Raw genomic sequence first — 16,950 nt, forward strand, 5'->3', positions numbered from 1 at the left:
CAGCGCGGGTTCCACAACACTCTCTGAGGCGCGGACTGGCCGGGTTCAGGGAGAGGGCGCTGGCACCGGGGCCTCGGCCGCGGGAAGACTCGTCCTTCGTGGTGCCGTCCCCGCGGATCTCGAGGCGACAGCCCGGATCCATGTCCGGCTGCTGCCCGTCGGTTTCTTCCCCGCGCTGGGGGTGCGTTTCGTGCGCCGCTGGCACAGAACGTTTCTCGAGTCTCCGCACGCAGTCGCGTTCGTCGCCGTGGAGCCGAACGCCCCCGGTGACAATGTGGGTGCCTTCCTGTTCGGTTCCACCGACGAGGCGGCGCACATGAGCGCTCTGTGGGCCGAGAGGCGTTCCGTTGCGGCTCTGACATTTCTTGCCGCCGTATCGCTGCTGGGCAGGCCCGGACTGATACGGCGTTTCGTACGCACACGGGCGCGGCCGTGGACGAGGCGTCTCGTTCGGACGATCAGCACACGATCGACGATGCAACCTCACAACGACGCACCCGTTGCAGTCCTGTCGGCCGTAGCCGTGGAACCGGTCTTCCAGGGCAGTGGGGTAGGAGTGCGTCTGGTGGCGCTGTTCCTCGAGCGAGCCGATGCCAGGGGGGCCGCCGCAGCCGAATTGGTCACCCTCACCGGTCCGGGCGGCGCCGACCGCTTCTACGAACGCCTCGGGTGGAGCGCGGTGGGGGTCCACACCACCCGCGATGGCCACACCGTACGCAGCTATCGCTATCTTCTGGCGTCACAGCCCGGTTCGCCCGCCCGCTCGATCGGCAGAGCGGACGGTTCACCATGAACGTGACGCGTCGGCAGATGCTCACACTGCTCACCGCAGTACCGGTGGCAACCCTGGTGTCCTGCGGCCTCGAGGCGAATTCGCCCCACTCCGCGACGTCGCGAACAGCCGTCCTGCCGGATCGACCCTCTACTCTTCCCGTCGAGACGTCGAAGTCCCCGCGTGTCCTCTCGGCCGAATCGAGCCGCTGGCGGCCGGGCCCTGGTGAAGTGTCCCCGAAGATCAAACAATCCGCGGCGGCTTTTCTGGAAACGGCTGGGAACTGGACCGGCGGCGGTACCGCCGTCGACAACCTGCTGCGGGCAGGTGCGTCGCCCAGGGCCGCCGCGACGGCCACCATCCTGCAACCTGTCGCCGCCGGCACCGGCGCCCTGACTGTGATCTATCCGCAGTACGGGGGCCTGACGGCCGACAATGCGGCTGTGATCGCCCTGGTGTCGCAACGCTTCGACACCCCTTCCGGTGAGCAGAGCAGAGAACTGGTTGTCGACACGCGGTTGACCCGACAGGCCGGTGACGTGTGGACCGTGGAGCAACTTCGTCCGTTGACCTCACTCGGAACACCCGTAGCGCTGTCCGATACCGCCGAAGCAGTTCTCGCCGAACCCAGGATCATGCTGCCCGGTCCATCGCGGAGCGACGTCGGCACCGGCAGGATGAGCGATCCGCTGCTGAGGGTTTTGCTGGAACTGTCACAAGAATTCACGCTGACCGTGCAGGTGATGCATACCGGTCATATCCAGACGGTGTTTCCCACCGACCGCTTGTCGAACCACGCCGTCGGTCGGGCAGTGGACATTCGTGAAATCGACGGGCAGGCGGTGGTCGATATCGGCCCCTTCGACGACCGGCAAGTGCGTCTGATGCGGCGAGCCGCCGAACTCGGGGCGACCGAGGTGGGGGGACCGGTCGACCTCAACGGCGAGCGCAACGGCTTCTTCTCCGACGCTGTCCACCAGGACCACATACACATCGGGCTGACTCCCGGCGACCGGCCTGCTCACCTACGGTAGGAACCGACGGGATCGAGGTGCGGCCCGCTGGAACGAACGCGGTGTTTCGCGCCGCGACGCAGGATCGCCGAGAACGCGGCCCGACCAGGGCACCCTGGTGAGGTCCAGCAGGGATTCACGGACCATGAGGATGTGCTCCGGCACGATCTGGTTCACTCGTCGCTGCGGGTCGTGCGTGCCGTCGCCGTAGGCTGGTCGCTGTCCTGCCGAGCCGTCCGGCGCGGCAGGACACAGCGTAGATCCCGGTCAGGCCGACGCCGCGGTTGCATCGAGACGAGCATCGCTGACTTCGGCACCGCCAGGGTATGTGCCCTCCTCGGGAATGCGATCCGTCTGCCCAGCCGGCCGGCCTGGATCCAATCGCGCCGACCGGAGACGGGCCCTACGGTCGACGGAGTCGCCGTGCGCCCGGCGCGGGCGACGAAAACGAGTCATATCGGGGCTGGTGCCGGCCGTTTCGGCCGGATGATCAATACCGGGCAGGTGGCGTGGTGGGCGATCTGGTTGGACACCGAGCCGAGCAACAGCGTGGTGAAGCCGCCGTGACCGCGGGAACCCACGACCAGAAGATCCGCGTCCTTCGATGCCATCAAAAGCACGGATGCGGCGGGTCCCTCATGGATCTCTCTACTGACGGCAATACCTTCGAGGTCCACCCCTTTCAATGCGCGGGCCTGGATTTGTCGGGCGACGCGCTGGAACGATTCGAGTTCCCAGCGCAGGCCCTCCATGCCGACCGCTGCGGCCGGGAACTGCCACCCCGTCACCACCCGCAGCTGCCCATGGCGTAGCCGAGCTTCTGTCACCGCCCACTCCAGGGCAAGCAACGACTGGGGCGATCCGTCCACCCCGACGACCACCCGGAATGTGTGTTCCTCGTTCATCGGCACGCCTCCCGGTGCTACTAAGTGACGTAGTTGTAGATTGCCACACCGAGGACGTTGACGTCTGCTGTCCGGCCGAGGAGCTGTCCGGGGTCGTCGCCGTCGCGGCGCGCTCTATCGATCCTGCGGTGACAACGCTACTGCGCGGGCGATACGCTCGGTGTCCGCCTCGCTCCATCCCGGCGGAGCCGCGACTGCGGCCCACGCGTAGGGCATCAGATCGGCGTAGTTGTCGCCGCGCCCGGGCGAGATCGGCCGTCACCTGCCCGAACGTCCCGAAGGGGTACCCGCGCATGGCGGGGCTGCGGTCGGTGCCGGGCGGTTCGGACAGCCAGTCCGGTCGTGCGAACATCACCTCCAGATCCCGCCACACCGCCGGATCGGAGCTGTGCTGCAGGTACAGCACCCGCGGAGGTGTCCACGGACCGCTCGCGGTGTGCAACATATCCGCGGCGGGCACCACCAGATCCTGCCGACTCGCGGCGAACCGGACGACGAGCCCGCCGGCGTAGGTCGGCAGCACTTCCGCCGTGCCAGGATCGTGCCGATCTTTCACACTGCGCCACAACCGAGTGGAATTCGGAGGACCGACGAAGAGTGCCCCGTCGACCGATTGCCGCAGCTCGCCCAGGTCGCCGAAGGCGGCTTCGAGCGACTGCGCGCCGAGGCCGGCGCCGTACACCACGAGCCGGGGGCGGCGGTCTGGAGGAAGCTGCGACCACCGCTGGCGGATGCCCTCGACCAGAGCGGAGCCCGCCGCGGCAGCGGCGGCACGGTCGACCAGGAACGACACCCGGCTCGGCAGGAACGAGTACTGCATCGCCGCGATGGCGGTATCGCCGTTGTACATCAACTCCACGGAGTCGGCGGCAACCGGATCGCCCTCCCCTGCCCCCGTCGTGCCCGCCACGACAAGGACCTCCCGATCCCACGCCGCCGTGCGATCGAATTCGCCGAGCACAAGCTCGACCCGAGCGGCGGTGTCGGCAGCGGACGCGAGACCGGCATACACCCGGATCGGTTCGCGGCCGGGTGCCGTTGATCGTCGCCAACTCCACCGGTCCGCGGCCGCCGCCGACGAAGGACCGTCCCTGCAACCCGAGCGTGTCCCACCCCGACCACGACGCAGGACTGCCCGAACGCTCCGCTACCCGCGGTGGCACCACGCCCGCCTCGGTACCATCGTTCTGGGCGCTGAAGACACGGGGGCCGGATCGGAACTGCCCGCCCGGACGACCACGTCGACGACGAGTACCACCGCGAGCCACAACCCGAGCGGCGCGGCCGCATGCGCCACGACTGCCGGCAGGTGCGCGCGGACGCGCAACAGCTCCCCCATCCCACGGGCCGCCGTCGCCAGTCCTCGAGCAACCACCAGCACCGACCCGAAAACGGCCGCTGCGAGCAGAGCCGTGCGCACATCGGGCACCGTGGTGCTCGACGGCATTTCCACCAGTACAGCGAGATCACGCCGCCGGTCCGCGGCCGTCACCGCGGCCCCGGCCGCCATCGCCGCGGCCCCGGCTACCACCAGGAGTTGCAGGACTCGTTCCACCCTGCGAGGTGGCGGCGACCACCCAGAGAACTTCGGCACAACCCATCGACGGACCGGGAAGGCCAGCGCCAGGCCCACGCCGTAGCCGGTGGCGTCGGCGAGACCACTGACCACACCCTGCACGACCCATCCTCGCGGAAGCAACGACGGACCCATACTCCACGTGAGGAAGAAGAGCGCAAAACTCAGGCCGAGGAAATCCGGACCCACCCGCATCACCCGACGGCGTTCGCCGCGGCCGATGCGGTGCCGAGACCGGCCGTCAAACCCTCGTGCGGTCACCTGCCGACAGTAACCGGCCGCGCCCGAGCGGAAGCACCGGCCTGCCGGCCGGGCACCACACCGCCCCGGACGCCGGGCGCCCGGAAGGAGGGCAAGATGAATCGACATGAGCCGCAGAGACCTTTCCGGCCCGACCGGATCCTCGACGACGGAACCAGGTGGCGTCCTCTCCGCCGAGGACGTGCCGTGCTCGCCGTGCGTGGCGCAGCTTCATTCACCAGCCGAGGAGCTAGCAGCGCTGCGTGCCGCAATCGAGCACGAACCCGACCCCTTGGTGACCTTGACCCATCTGCTGCACCTGTGTCGTGACGAACACCCCGTGCTGTGGGAGCAAGCCGGTAACCCGGCCATCCAGGCCACCGTGACCCAGATGCTCGAGCCCCTCCACGTCCTCGTCCGTTCCCGTCCGGCCACCGCGGCGCTGGACCCGGCAACGCGACGCGGTCTCGCCGATGCGCTACGACCGGTCGAGGCAGTTGCGCCCGTGATGGTGGCGCGGGCCCTGGCCCAGTTCCTCGACGACCATTACGGGCAATTCTTCGCCGACTCCTTCCGCCGCCGCAGCCCGTACCAGCCCGGCGTCGGAGACCCGATTCCTCTCGGAGGGCCCGACATCCGGACGGTGATGGACATGCAGCCCACGGCGCCGCCCTGGCGACTGGCGAACCGGCTGGACGAGACCCGCCGCGTCCGGTTGGCTGGAGGATGGGCCACGCAGTTCCGTGTCGTGTTCGACTACAGTCTCGTCGAGACTGCCACCGACCTGATCACCGCCGACACAATCGTTGCCACCTGCCATCCCAACCGCGGCCTCACCGAATTCACCTCCCCGACGATCTCAGCCACCCCGCGTTTCCGGTGCAGCCGGCGCATCTCGACGCACAGCGTGCGCGCCTCGACCGACTCGTCCGCGACGCGGTCCGGGCCGGCGCGTCCATCGTCGTGCTGCCCGAACTGTGCGTCACCGAAGCGCTGGCGCACGACTTGCAGAACTGGGTCGAACGAGACGACGGACCCAAAATCCTGGTGGCCGGCAGCTACCATCACGCCGACGGATCACCGCCCCGCCGCCGCAACACCGCCCTGGCTTGGATCCGCGGTCACAACCGCCCGTTGACTCACGACAAGCATTCGCCGGCGGAACAACCGGTCTGGGAGGACCTCCAGCCCCACGGGTGGCCCGAGTTGCGGGTGTACGTCACCGCCGAAGGATGGCACCTGGTCCTCGCCATCTGCCGGGATCTGCTGAACCCGCAGGCCGTGCACACCCTGGCCGAGGTCGGCGCCAACGTGGTGCTCGTCCCGGCGATGAGCGAGAGCCTGGCCCCGTTCACCGGTCAGGTCGCCCATCTGGTCGGCTCCGCGCAAGCCTTCGTCGCCGTAGCGAACAACCCCGCCGACTGGGCCGGCAACGGTGCACCGCCGCATCGCGTGGCCCGTGCACTGTTCGGCCATCCGGGACTGGGACAGCAGACCCGGATGGTGGCCTCGCCCGACACGGCTCCCGGCATCGTCACCTTGCACGTGCGATCCGGACGGCTCCGATGGATCGGCACCGACTGCGAGGCCGCGCCGGGGCACCGGCACAGCGCCGTGGACGGCACGCCGCCGTGGGCCACTCGACTGGCAGCCACATTGCGACCCTACCGGCCGTACGAGATGCCCAGCGGGGGATCGGTCACGCTGCGCACCGCTGCAGTCCTGGTGCTGCTCACCGAGGGACCGACCGGTCCTCGGGTGCTGCTCACACAGCGCACCTCCGATCTGCGCGATTATCCCGGACGTCTCGTGTTCCCCGGCGGCGTCCAGGACCCGGGGGGACGACGGGCCGGTGGCGACCGCCCTGCGAGAGGCCGGCGAAGAGATCGGCCTGGACCGCGACAGCGTCCGAATTCTCGGTGTGCTGCCCGCCCTGACCGAGCCCGAAACCCGGTTTCTGGTGGTCCCCGTCCTGGGCTGGGCGGATCGGATCGGATATACCGGAGCGGTCAATCTCGCCGAGGTCACCGGGATCCACCAGGTGCCATTGCAGCGGATTGCCAGCCGTTGGCAGCCCGATCAGCTGAACCGAGACCGGAACCACCCCGACAACGGCGCCGGCTACGACCTCAGCCGACTGGGCTCGATGACAGCGTGGATAATCGACACCCTGATCGCCATGCTCGAGTCCAGGCCTGCCCCGGAAGCGGACGCATTCCCCTTCCGCACCAGCTGAGTACGACGAACCCCGGCGCGCACCGGCGGCGTCCGCGCCGAGTACACGCCGCCCCGCCGCCGTCGGCAGACACCGACGAGCGGAGCATCCGCTGGGCGAACCGCCTCCGGGAAAGTCGAGGTAGCGCCCGCACGAGGATGCCTCAGCCCCGCGGCACCGACAGGGACGGTGCCAGCGCCCTCGTCCTACCGCCGTCGCGGTCGGTGAACCGTCCACACCATCGACAGTCCTAGTGATCCGGCCGTACCCAGACCGACCCCCAGAAGGAGGCGGTACCAGGGTCCGCGTCGGTCCACGCCGGTGGCCGCTGCGTTCCCGAGCCCCCGCAGAGCCGAAGCGACGAGCATGGCGACGGCCAGGCGATGCCCCGTCGCCTCGAGTCGGCCCACGAGCGTGTCGAGCTCGGCGGCCCGCAGATGGACCTCCGGACCTCCGGCCTCGAGCATGTCCTGCAACCGCTGCAGCTGCAGAGGAAGTTCTGGTATGAGGTCCAAGACGGCCGCGCCGGCCGCGGTGAGCCGACGCGCCAGGGCGGTGGGGGAGTAGCGGTCTGCGACCAGTTGCTGAGCGTAGGGGCCGATGACCTGTGCGAGCTGGAAGTCCGGATCGATCTGCACCCCCAGTCCCTCGGTCATGACGAGCATCTTCAGCAACAACGCGAGTTGGCGTGGGAGTGGGAGGTGGTGACGGCGCAGCACGGTCACGATGTCCCGGATCAAGGCGCCGACCGGGATCTCCCCCAGGGTGCGCTCGGCGTAGCGGTCGATGAGCGGAGCCAGATCTGCGGACAGGGCAGCCACATCGACCGTGCCGGGAGCGGAGGCTATCTCGACCAGGGCGGCGGCCATCCGTCGCGGGTTCCGACGGGCCAGCCCGATCAGTAGGGTTCCGAGGTGTTCGCGCAGTTGCGGATCGAGGCGCCCGACCATGCCGAAGTCGATGAGCCCAATGCGGCCACCGGGTTCGACGAAGAGGTTCCCTGGGTGCGGATCGGCGTGGAAGAACCCATCCTCGAAGATCATCTTCGCGGCGATCTCGGCGGACCGCGTCGCAAGAGCCGGCCGATCCACGCCGGCCGCGTCGAGAGCAAGCACATCGCTGATCTTGATCCCTCTGATGCGCTCGAGTGTCAGGACCCGGGAGGTGGTCGTGTCCCAATAGATGCGGGGAATGTGGATGCCGTCGTCACCGGCGAAGTTCACAGCGAAGCGTTCCGCGTTACGCCCTTCCTCGAGATAGTCTAGTTCGGCGCGCAGGGTACGGCCGAATTCTTCAGCGATTCCGGGTAAATCGTAGTCGGCGGCGGCCTCCCACCGACGGCCGGCGCGGGCGGCCAGATTCCGGAGAATCTCCAGATCCTGCTCGACCTGTTCGACCACGTCGGGGCGCCGCACCTTGACCACCACCTCGGTGCCGTCGCGTAACGTGGCCGCGTGTGCCTGCCCCAGCGAGGCACTGGCCAGCGGGTGCACGTCGAAGGAGGCGAAGATCCGCGAGACGGAATCCCCGAGTTCATGCTCGACGAGCTCGACGATGGTCGAGGCCGGAACCGGCGGGGCGGCGTCCTGCAGTGTCGCCAGCTCCCCCCGATAGGATTCGGGCAGCAGGTCCTGGCGGGTGGAGAGAACTTGGCCGAGTTTGACGAAGGTCGGCCCGAGTTGTTCGAGCGCCAGGCGCAGGTGCTCGGGACTCGAATAGGGCTGTTCTCGGCGGTCGTGTCCCAGAAGCCCGTGGTGGAAGGGCACCCACCGCTGCAAACCCGCCGCCCCGGTGAGGAATCCGAGTCCGTGCCGGCTCAGGGTCTCGGCGATCTGACGGTACCGTTCGCTCTGTGGTGGTGGCATGGAGTCAGGTCCGCCGGGCAGCGGTCGGTTCGGTGCAGGCGTCCATACCTCGCCGGTCAGCCTCGGCAAAGTGGCGCCCTCCGCATCTTTCCCGCGGTGTCATAGCGACACAGTCTAGTGGCATCGCGCGTGCGCCCTGGGACCGAGGGCGCGGCCGATCAGAGGGTCCCCGTGCCGTGGCCGGGCGGTCGGGGGGTGTCGTCGCAGCACAGCATCGGGTGCCGGCATGGCAACGGCGTTGTTCTCGGCCGGGAGGACGCCACGGGGCCGGGCGAATTCGCGCCGGGCGCACCTCTACGATGGTGGTGTGGTCTTTCTCTTCGAGGTGGGGCTCGTCCTGGCGGCCGTATCGATCGCCTGGTTCGCGCTGTATGTGCTCTACCGGCTAGTTACCGACGAATCGAACCGCCGCAGGCGGTGACCGACACACCAGACTGGGACGATCCTGTTTCGGTCGACGAACAGGTGTGAAGGCGACAGATGAGACTGTCGCCTATGACCGCGGCAGCGCCGACGTGTAGCGGCGCGGGCCAGGCGTGGGCGGGGAGGGGAAAAGTGCGTTCCGCAGGGAGATCCGACTCGCGCAATGGTCGATACCACCGCCGTGTCTGCCGAGCGGGGCCGGGCGACGAGGGGGCGGGACACCGAACCGCGGGGGTACGCGGCCGATCATGACTGTCGAGGCTGTCCCGGAGTTGCGTGCACCGAAACCGCTTCGTATGGCGTGGATCGTCGCCGCGTGGGGTGCCTGCTTTCTCGGGATCCGGTGGGGGCTGGAATATGCGCCGGTCCTGTGGTTCGCGGCCTTGCGTGCCCTGGTGGCGGGCGCGGTGCTCTTGGCGGTGGCGGGCGTCCAACATCGACCGCGCCCCCGCGGGCGGCGTGCGTGGCTGCTCATTGCTGCCCTAGCTACGGTCAACGTCACCATCGCGTTCGCTGCGATGTTCGCTGCGGTGGCGGGATCGTCGACCGGCACGGCCGCGGTGCTGGCCAACGCGCAGCCTCTGCTGATCGTGCTGCCGGCATGGTGGTGGTACGGGGAGCGCATCTCCCCGTACACGGTCGCCGCGCTGGTGGCAGGATTCGTGGGCTTGGTGGTGGTGGCAGTGCCCGGCGGCGGGGGACAAGGGGCGGTGTTGGCATTGCTGTCCGCGGTGGCGGTCACCGCCGGCACGTTGCTGGGTCGCCGATTGGGCGAGCTCGATGTCATGGCCGCCAGCGGGTGGCATTTCGTACTCGGCGGCGCCGGACTGGCCGTCTGGGCAGCGATCACGGAAGGAGCCCCCGTCATTTCCTGGACTCCCGGCTTTGTGGCGGTGCTCGGTGCGCTGTCGGTCGGGGGTACTGCCGCAGCCTTCGTCGGCTGGTTCACCGAGACCCGACACTGCCGGCTCGACACCCTGACCGCATGGACGTTCCTGGTGCCGGTGGTGGGGATCCTGCTCGCCGCCGTGGTGCTCGGTGAGCGTCCGAACCGCTGGACGGGACTCGGACTGTTGGTGGTGCTGGCCGCGCTGTGGCTCGTGCTGCGGCCCCGCGGAATTCGGCCACCACCGGACGGGTCCGCCGACCGGGCGTGAGCCCGACGACCGGCCTCCGCCCAGCTCGGGTCGTCTCGTCCGGGGCGGATCCACCGCACCGGTGCCGCCGCATCACGGCGCGGCGGCCGCGCCGTTCACGACGGCGGCGGATTCGGCCGGGACGGGGCATTGCCCTGCAACGCCTCGAGGCTGCGACGGTATTCGTGCTCGTCGATCTCCCCACGCGCGAACCGCATCGCCAACACATCCCGGGCGGTGGGCGACGGTGGGACGGCCGGTTCGGAGCCGGAGCCCAGGGCGCGTATCAACGCCACGATCGCGAAGATCACCAGCGCCCAGAAACCCACCATGCCCACGATCATGAGGACATATCCCCACCCGCTCATGCCGTCGCCGTACCAGAACATCATGACGTGATTCCTCCTCAGAGATGGGTCGGCCGCGCCGCCAGGCGATGCGGCCCGTACCGGAGAGCGGGTGCGGACGGGGATGGTTCACGGTACCGGCGCATCCCAGACCGGAAACCAGCGCTGCAGGTCCGATTCGATCGGAAGGTCTCCGCCGAGAACGGCACGCACCTGCAGCTCCAGCGACGTATCGCGCCGCCGGTCTCCGAGCGGGGCGAAGGGGTAGACGGTGCCGCGTTTGAACAGGTACACCAAAGCCAACCGGGGGGGCGCTGCAGTGGGTGTGTCCCCAGGGGGCGCGGTGAATCCGACGACGGTGCACAGCAGGGACGGGCCGAATCCGGTGTCGGTGAGGGTGGTGTTGACCGCATGCAGGGCCGTCACCAGGGCCGGCAGGTCGACCGTCGCTTGGCGGGCGGTGATCCAGGTGTAGCCGAATTCGTCGCCGGTGAGCGTGACCTCGAGGGTAGGGTCGAGGTGCAGCAAGGCCAGGATCTCGTCCTGGGAGTGGCGCAACCCGGCGCCCTCGGCCGGTTTGAAGGCCACGGCACCGATCCCCGTGGGGGCGTACCCGAGAGCGGCCTGCAGAGTGTAGGCAGCGCCGGGAAGTGCGAAGAGCACATCCAAGTTGGGTTGCACCGGTTCGCTGCGACCGAACAACGCGCGCAGAAACCCCATCGCTCAGGCCCCTTCTCCCAGTTGGGTGGACAAACTCGCCAGCTGATCGAGCCGACGCTCCAAGGCGGGGTGGGTGGACAGCAGGTGCGCCACGCTGGTCTGCGCCCCCAGCGCCGGGGCGAAGAAGAACGCGTTGAACGCCTGCGCTGCCCGCAGATCCCGGGTGGGGATCCGGGCGATCTCGCCACTGACCTTGGTCAGAGCCGAGGCCAGTGCGGAGGGGCGGCCGGTCAGGATGGCCCCGGCCCGGTCGGCGGCCAGTTCGCGATATCGCGACAGAGCCCGGATCAGCAGGTAACTGACGGCGTAGACCACCGCGGACACCGCCATCACCGCTAGAACGATCACCACGAAGTTGTCACCGTCTCGGCGATCGCGGTTGCCGCCGAACATGCTCGAGTACAGCATCATCCGTGCCAGCAACCCTGCCAGCACGCCCAGGAACGAGGCGATGGTCATCACGACCACGTCCCGATGGGCGACATGGGACAGCTCATGCGCCAACACCCCTTCGAGCTCCTCGGGGTCGAGTCGGCGGGTCAAGCCCGTCGTCACACACAACACGGCGCGTTTGGTGCTGCGCCCGGTGGCGAAGGCGTTGGGCAGCTCCATGTCGGCGACCGCGATCTGCGGCTTGGGCATGTCCGCCAGCGAGCACAAGCGTTCGACGAGTCCGTGCAGTTGCGGTTGTTCCTCTGCGGTGACGATGCGTGCACGCATGCCGTAGAGGGCGATGCGATCGGAGAACCAGAACTGAGCCAGTAGCAGCCCACCGACGAGCAGCACGATGAGAAGGATCGACTTGATCAGTACCACCAGCGCGGCGACGAACGCTACATACACCACCGCGAGCAGCCCCATCGTCACCGCCATCCGGACGGTGAGGCGGCGATCCGGCCGGAATCGGGTGCGCATGGCGGTCAGCCGGGAATCAGGCCGTCGTCCCCGAGCAGCGCGCGAACCTCGGCCAGTTCGGCGTCGGCCCCCGGCACGATCAGTTCCGACACGGCCAAGGCCTCGGCGGCGACGGGACGACCCACCCGGCGGACCACGACGAGCAGATCCTGCAGCGCCTGGGCGAACGCATTCGGATCGTCGGACTCGATCGCCGCCATCAGGCGCTCGTCGAGGGTATTGAGATCATCGAGGTGCTCCTCGGCGACCTCGTACTGCCCTTCCCCTAGAATCCGAATGATCATCACATACGGTCCTTCCCTGCACCGGAGTCACCGCGTTGTCCGACCGCCCCGGCCCCCTGCTCCAAGGATGGTGCGGCGTTCAAGGCGCCTTTGAGCTGAGCAAGCTGGGTGTCGACATCGGTGCCGGAGCCGGTGCCGGCATCGAGAGCGGCCTGGATGTCGTCCCGGTGCCCCAACGGTATCGACGCGTCCTCGAGGACGCCCGAAGCCATCAACTCGTCCAGTGCCTGGGACCGCGCGGTCATCTGTGCGGTCTTGTCCTCGGCGCGTTGGATGGCCAGCCCGACATCGCCCATTTCCTCGGAGATCCCGGAGACCGCTTCACCGATGCGGCTTTGGGCCTCCGCAGCGGTGTAGGTGGCCTTGATGGTTTCCTTGCGGGTGCGGAAGGCTTCGATTTTGGCCTGCAATCGTTGCGCGGCCGCGGTGAGTTTGTCCTCTTCGGTCTTGAGTGTGTCGCGCTGCGGCTGTAGCTGCTGGAGCTGCTCGAGTACCGCCCCACGACGAGTCAGTGCCTCGCGGGCCAGATCGTCACGGCCCCTCGCCACAGCCTGACCGGCCTGCGCTTGAAGCCGGTCGGCCGACTGCTGGAGCTGCTCGGCCTGCAAATCCAGCCGCTTACGGCTGGTGGCCACGTCGGCGAGGCCGCGACGTACCTGGGCCAACATCTCGGTTTGGCGCTGATAGGAATAGTCGAGAACCTCCCGAGGATCCTCGGCGCGATCGAGGGCCTTGTTCGCTTTGACCCGGAACAACAGGGCCAGACGTTGCGCGATACTCACGGTGGTGTTCTTCCCGTCCCCGCCGCAGTCGGCGACGACTGCTCGGAGCGCACATGGTGGTTTCGGCTGCCCACTGCCGCCGACTTCCGGAAGGCGAGCCTGCGACGATGGCTGTCGTCGCCTCCACAGTGCTCCGCATCGGTATGGATCCGACCGCATTTCCATGAAGATCCGTTGAAGAAAAGTGGTTTCGGATGTGCGTGGCCTCGTCACCGCCCGCGTGCCGAGGGGCACAGACGGATCAGCGGCCCGGGGGCGGATCGTTCGCGAATCCGTACACCCCGTCGACGAACCCACGCTCGTGGCGGTACCGGTGATACCGTTCCTGACGGGGCGGCCACCACTCCCACAGCAGCAACCCGCGCACCGGCGTCCTTCGCAGGGCCGCGGCCGCGACTGTTGTCCGGCGCAGTCGGACACAGAACGGACCTGTCGGTCGTCGAACACCCCGCCGCCCCCGCCAATGCCCCCGGCAGGAAAACGATGGTGTCTCGTTCTCCGGGGCGCATCGACGGGTACGCGACGTGAAGCGGGTGCCTCCAGCCAGACAAGGCCAGCGGTGCCCACCGACGAGAGGAGACACGGATGAGCACCGTAGCGAACATGATCGACACCTACCCCAAGAGTCTCGGTCAGATCGACGCAGCGAAGCTGACCGCCTGTATTGAAGCGTGTATCGAATGCGCGCAGGTGTGCACCGCGTGCGCCGATGCGTGCCTGAGCGAGGAGTCGGTGTCCGAGTTGGCCAAGTGCATCCGCACCGATCTCGACTGTGCGGACATTTGTGAGACCACCGGCCGGGTACTCTCACGCCACACCGGCTACGACGCCAACCTCACCCGGTCGGTCCTGGCCGCCTGCGCGGCGGCGTGCAAGGCGTGCGGCGACGAGTGCGCTCGGCACGCCTCTCATCACGAACACTGCCACACGTGCGCCGAGGTGTGCCGCCGATGTGAGCAGGCCTGCCGCGATCTGATCAGTTCACTCGGCTAACCTGAGCGCGTCTGTCGGGACAAACACGCGCCCGGTCGGAACGCTCGACCGCTGCGCCGCCCGCTACCAGCGGGCAGGACCACCCTGTGTCGGCGAGGATCGGCCCCGGGAGCGGTGAGCACACAAACGGTATCCACCGGGGGCGGCGCGGGATGGCGGCCGTGGTCGTCGGCGCAGCGATGTGCGGGATACGCCCGACCGCCCACGGAGACAGCCCGATGGCGCCTGCCGTCACGGTGCCGTCGACCGTCTCCTCGGTCCCCGTCTGGCGGAACTCCGCCGCAGCTGCCTGTCCCGCGATGTGCGCTACCGGCGATCGCCGGAGATGGCCTCCCGGCGCCTGGCGGCGTGGCTGCGCGCATGGCAGGAGTTCGGCGGGACGGGGGGGGTGCTGGGGGCTGGTTGAACTGCTGGCGCGTCCCAGGGGGGGCTGAGGGCATGTGCCCGGCGGCGAGATCCCAGGCAGCTGGCTTGAGGGGATCCGATCGTCGGGCACGCCTCCGGGACGGTTCACGGCCATCCCGCCGCCGGCGCGGATGGATCGACCGTCTGGACCATTCCGCATCCGAGCCGGACATGATCGGCAACAAGGGGCCTGGATGTGAGTTGACTCACCCCGGGTGCGCATCAAGGCAGGGGCCGACACAGGGCCGAACCCGGCGCAGGCACTACCTCGGTCTTCCCGGGCATCACGGCACAATCCGGGCGACGCGGGTTCATCGCCCACCTCGTCCAGCCGGCCGGTGCCCGTCCGCTGCGCTGCTCGCCGGTACCGAGAAGGTGCCGCATGCGACCCCAGTCGTCCGCTGACGGCGGCAAGGTACCCCTTACGACGAGCGGCCCAGCCCGAGATGGCATCGGAACGGCGGAAGCCTGCTGGAGTCCGGGGCGGTTCACTTCCGCGGCGCGCGGGGGGCGCGTACCGGATGGCCACCAAATCGGCGACGCAGGGCGGACACGGCTCTCATCGCCGGCGAGTCGCTCTGTCGGGAGGCGAACCGAGTGAACAGAGCGGCGGAAATGACCGGGACCGGGACGGCATGAAGGAGGGCTTCTTCGACCGTCCAGCGGCCTTCACCGGAGTCCTCCGTATACCCCGACACCCGGGAGAACTGGTCTTCGTCGGACACGGTGTCGACGAGAAGGTCGAGAAGCCACGACCGTACGACGGTGCCCTGCGACCACGCTCTCAGGACCGCGGGCACATCGGCGATCAACTCCTCGGCGGTCAGAAGCTCGAAACCTTCGGCATAGGCCTGCATCAGGCCGTACTCGACGCCGTTGTGCACCATCTTGACGTAGTGCCCGGCCCCGAGGGGCCCGGCATGGACGAAGGAGTCGGCGCGCTCGCCGTCCGGCCGCAGCGCGTCGAAGATCGGCATCAGGTCGGAGACATCGGTCGCGTGGCCGCCGACCATGAGTGCATACCCGTCCGTTTCCCCCCACACCCCTCCGGACACCCCGCAGTCCATCAATCGGATGCCCGCGCGGGCCAGGATCTGGGCGTGAATTCGGTCCTCGGTGAATCGGGTGTTGCCGCCGTCGACGACGCGATCTTCTGTGGACAACAGCCGAGAGAGTTGCACGATCACCTCACGGGTCGGTGCACCGGCAGGCACCATCACCCACACCGTGCGCGGGACGGCCAGCGACTGGACGAGCGCGTCGAGGGAGGTGACATCGCTGGAGGGGGCGTGCGGATCGAATCCGATTACGTCGTGGCCATGTCGACGCAGGCGCCGGCGCATACCCGAACCCATCCGCCCGAGGCCCACAAGTCCCAGCTGCATCGCTACTCCTCTTCTCGACGGGGCCTGGACGTCGGCGGCTGTGGCCACCGGATTCGGCCGGATACTCTGTGCTGCCCGAGGACCGCCGAGACATGAGATGTCGGTGTCGCAATCGGTGTTTGGAGGCGCCGACCGGCTCTTCCGGTGCGGGCATCGATATCGATCCCCAAATCGAAACGAAACGTCAGTGGCCGTGCCCGGGGCCGCCGCCGGGATTGTGAACTCGATCCTGGTATTCCTTCAAGACGATGCGTTGCTCGACCTCGGCCTCGTGGTGCGCCGCCTCAAGGGCGGTCGCCTCCTCGGCCGGGTCCGCGCTCCACCAGCTGCCCGCGCCGGGCTTGCCGGCGGTGCCGAGCTTGTTCATGCGCTTGGGTGCCGGAGCACCCTGGTACTCGAGCGGGACCGGATGGCCGTGCGCGTCCACCGGGCCGAGCGGCTGGTGGATCTCGATGTACTCACCGTGCGGCAGGCGCCGGACGATGCCCGTCTCGATGCCGTGCTCGAGCACCTGACGGTCGCTGCGCTGCAGGCCCAGGCAGAACCGATAGGTCAGGTAGTACGCGAGCGGCGGGGCGAGCACCATACCGATGCGCCCCATCCACGTAGTGGCATTGAGTGAAATGTGGAAGGTGATCGCGATGATGTCGTTCATCCCCATCAGCGTGAGAACGGTGTAGAACGCCAAGGCCATCGCGCCGAGCGCGGTCCGCACCGGCACATCCCGCGGACGCTGCAGCAGGTTGTGGTGCGCATCGTCCTTGGTGAACTTCTTCTCGATCCACGGGTAGGCGATCAGCACCGCGAAGACCAGGCCCATGATCACCGCGACCCAGAACACCGCCGGGATCGTGTACCGGCCGAACAGGTAGATATCCCACGCGGGCCAGGTGCGGGCCAGGCCGTCCGTCCACAGCATGTAGATGTCGGGCTGCGAGCCGGCCGACACCTGCGACGGGTTGTACGGGCCGATG

At 68.4% G+C, this 16,950-nt stretch carries 16 protein-coding genes and 2 pseudogenes; 7 read left to right on the top strand and 11 right to left on the bottom strand.

The features are described 5' to 3' along the window. Together CQZ88_RS06820 and CQZ88_RS06825 are read left to right on the top strand one after the other, a co-directional pair. The coding region (locus CQZ88_RS06820; protein WP_258008484.1) for an N-acetyltransferase at nt 1–793 on the top strand (793 nt) is incomplete at its 5' end. A gap of 209 nt (nt 794–1,002) precedes the next feature. Beyond that, a complete protein-coding gene (locus CQZ88_RS06825; RefSeq protein WP_102799454.1) occupies nt 1,003–1,806 on the top strand; it encodes a hypothetical protein in 804 nt (267 codons plus the stop codon). Nucleotides 1,807–2,237: 431 nt separating this feature from the next. Here CQZ88_RS06825 and CQZ88_RS06830 read toward each other — a convergent pair whose 3' ends face one another. From CQZ88_RS06830 to CQZ88_RS06845, 3 genes and pseudogenes are all read right to left on the bottom strand, one after another. After that, on the bottom strand, nt 2,238–2,690 hold the full coding sequence (locus CQZ88_RS06830; RefSeq protein ID WP_102799455.1) for a universal stress protein: 453 nt from the start codon (nt 2,688–2,690) through the stop codon (nt 2,238–2,240). A 295-nt stretch (nt 2,691–2,985) separates the two neighbouring features. Then, a pseudogene (locus CQZ88_RS32385) lies at nt 2,986–3,702 on the bottom strand (alpha/beta-hydrolase family protein); the annotation flags it as partial. A 135-nt stretch (nt 3,703–3,837) separates the two neighbouring features. After that, nucleotides 3,838–4,368: an alpha/beta-hydrolase N-terminal domain-containing protein gene (locus CQZ88_RS06845; protein ID WP_180986960.1), complete on the bottom strand. Its 531-nt coding sequence runs from the start codon at nt 4,366–4,368 to the stop codon at nt 3,838–3,840. Nucleotides 4,369–5,232: 864 nt separating this feature from the next. On the opposite strand from CQZ88_RS06845, the pseudogene CQZ88_RS32390 reads away from it, so the two are divergent. Both CQZ88_RS32390 and CQZ88_RS30570 read left to right on the top strand, forming a co-directional pair. After that, nucleotides 5,233–5,796: pseudogene (locus tag CQZ88_RS32390) on the top strand (hypothetical protein); the annotation flags it as partial. A 505-nt stretch (nt 5,797–6,301) separates the two neighbouring features. Beyond that, a complete protein-coding gene (locus CQZ88_RS30570) occupies nt 6,302–6,742 on the top strand; it encodes an NUDIX domain-containing protein (RefSeq protein ID WP_374703810.1) in 441 nt (146 codons plus the stop codon). 185 nt (nt 6,743–6,927) lie between these two features. Here the strand turns inward: CQZ88_RS30570 and CQZ88_RS06855 are convergent, their stop codons facing one another. Beyond that, entirely contained in the window at nt 6,928–8,586 is a 1,659-nt protein-coding gene (locus tag CQZ88_RS06855) for an AarF/ABC1/UbiB kinase family protein (RefSeq protein WP_102799457.1), read from the bottom strand. Between the two features lie 226 nt (nt 8,587–8,812). Here CQZ88_RS06855 and CQZ88_RS29485 point away from each other — a divergent pair, with 226 nt between their 5' ends. Next, on the top strand, nt 8,813–9,007 hold the full coding sequence (locus CQZ88_RS29485) for a hypothetical protein (protein ID WP_146034264.1): 195 nt from the start codon (nt 8,813–8,815) through the stop codon (nt 9,005–9,007). Between the two features lie 250 nt (nt 9,008–9,257). Then, entirely contained in the window at nt 9,258–10,166 is a 909-nt protein-coding gene (locus CQZ88_RS06860; RefSeq protein WP_102799458.1) for a DMT family transporter, read from the top strand. Between the two features lie 95 nt (nt 10,167–10,261). On the opposite strand, the gene CQZ88_RS06865 is transcribed toward CQZ88_RS06860, so the two are convergent. The 5 genes from CQZ88_RS06865 to CQZ88_RS06885 all read right to left on the bottom strand — a co-directional run bounded on the left by CQZ88_RS06865 (nt 10,262) and on the right by CQZ88_RS06885 (nt 13,193). Then, complete coding sequence (locus tag CQZ88_RS06865; protein ID WP_102799459.1) at nt 10,262–10,537, bottom strand: SHOCT domain-containing protein; 276 nt, start codon at nt 10,535–10,537, stop codon at nt 10,262–10,264. Nucleotides 10,538–10,621: 84 nt separating this feature from the next. Further along, nucleotides 10,622–11,212, bottom strand: coding sequence for a hypothetical protein (locus CQZ88_RS06870; RefSeq protein WP_102799460.1), 591 nt, complete (start codon nt 11,210–11,212; stop codon nt 10,622–10,624). A 3-nt stretch (nt 11,213–11,215) separates the two neighbouring features. After that, entirely contained in the window at nt 11,216–12,127 is a 912-nt protein-coding gene (gene htpX, locus CQZ88_RS06875) for a zinc metalloprotease HtpX (RefSeq protein WP_102799461.1), read from the bottom strand. Nucleotides 12,128–12,132: 5 nt separating this feature from the next. Then, nucleotides 12,133–12,411: a hypothetical protein gene (locus CQZ88_RS06880; RefSeq protein WP_102799465.1), complete on the bottom strand. Its 279-nt coding sequence runs from the start codon at nt 12,409–12,411 to the stop codon at nt 12,133–12,135. Then, the gene (locus CQZ88_RS06885; RefSeq protein WP_219727507.1) at nt 12,411–13,193 is read right to left on the bottom strand and encodes a PspA/IM30 family protein; all 783 of its coding nucleotides are present in this window, start codon (nt 13,191–13,193) and stop codon (nt 12,411–12,413) included. Before CQZ88_RS06885 ends, CQZ88_RS06880 begins: the two co-directional genes overlap by 1 nt. A 585-nt stretch (nt 13,194–13,778) precedes the next feature. On the opposite strand from CQZ88_RS06885, the gene CQZ88_RS06890 reads away from it, so the two are divergent. Next, nucleotides 13,779–14,186, top strand: coding sequence for a four-helix bundle copper-binding protein (locus CQZ88_RS06890; protein WP_102799462.1), 408 nt, complete (start codon nt 13,779–13,781; stop codon nt 14,184–14,186). A gap of 893 nt (nt 14,187–15,079) precedes the next feature. Here CQZ88_RS06890 and gnd read toward each other — a convergent pair. Beyond that, nucleotides 15,080–15,976, bottom strand: a complete 897-nt coding sequence (gnd, locus tag CQZ88_RS06895) for a phosphogluconate dehydrogenase (NAD(+)-dependent, decarboxylating) (protein ID WP_102799463.1) — start codon at nt 15,974–15,976, stop codon at nt 15,080–15,082. 184 nt (nt 15,977–16,160) lie between these two features. Further along, nucleotides 16,161–16,950: ubiquinol--cytochrome c reductase, cytochrome B subunit (locus CQZ88_RS06900; RefSeq protein ID WP_258008488.1), on the bottom strand; the 790-nt coding region annotated here is incomplete at its 5' end.

Origin of the sequence: Rhodococcus sp. ENV425, assembly GCF_002887785.1 — a bacterium.
GTDB classification, from domain to species: domain Bacteria; phylum Actinomycetota; class Actinomycetes; order Mycobacteriales; family Mycobacteriaceae; genus Rhodococcus; species Rhodococcus aetherivorans.

Excerpts from the sequence above, each read along its gene's own strand:
- CQZ88_RS06830 (WP_102799455.1), bottom strand. The coding sequence starts at position 2,690 with ATGAACGAGGAACACACATTCCGGGTGGTCGTCGGGGTGGACGGATCG.
- CQZ88_RS06855 (WP_102799457.1), bottom strand. The coding sequence starts at position 8,586 with ATGCCACCACCACAGAGCGAACGGTACCGTCAGATCGCCGAGACCCTG.
- CQZ88_RS29485 (WP_146034264.1), top strand. The coding sequence starts at position 8,813 with ATGGCAACGGCGTTGTTCTCGGCCGGGAGGACGCCACGGGGCCGGGCG.
- CQZ88_RS06860 (WP_102799458.1), top strand. The coding sequence starts at position 9,258 with ATGACTGTCGAGGCTGTCCCGGAGTTGCGTGCACCGAAACCGCTTCGT.
- CQZ88_RS06865 (WP_102799459.1), bottom strand. The coding sequence starts at position 10,537 with ATGATGTTCTGGTACGGCGACGGCATGAGCGGGTGGGGATATGTCCTC.
- CQZ88_RS06870 (WP_102799460.1), bottom strand. The coding sequence starts at position 11,212 with ATGGGGTTTCTGCGCGCGTTGTTCGGTCGCAGCGAACCGGTGCAACCC.
- htpX (WP_102799461.1), bottom strand. The coding sequence starts at position 12,127 with ATGCGCACCCGATTCCGGCCGGATCGCCGCCTCACCGTCCGGATGGCG.
- CQZ88_RS06880 (WP_102799465.1), bottom strand. The coding sequence starts at position 12,411 with ATGATCATTCGGATTCTAGGGGAAGGGCAGTACGAGGTCGCCGAGGAG.
- CQZ88_RS06890 (WP_102799462.1), top strand. The coding sequence starts at position 13,779 with ATGAGCACCGTAGCGAACATGATCGACACCTACCCCAAGAGTCTCGGT.
- gnd (WP_102799463.1), bottom strand. The coding sequence starts at position 15,976 with ATGCAGCTGGGACTTGTGGGCCTCGGGCGGATGGGTTCGGGTATGCGC.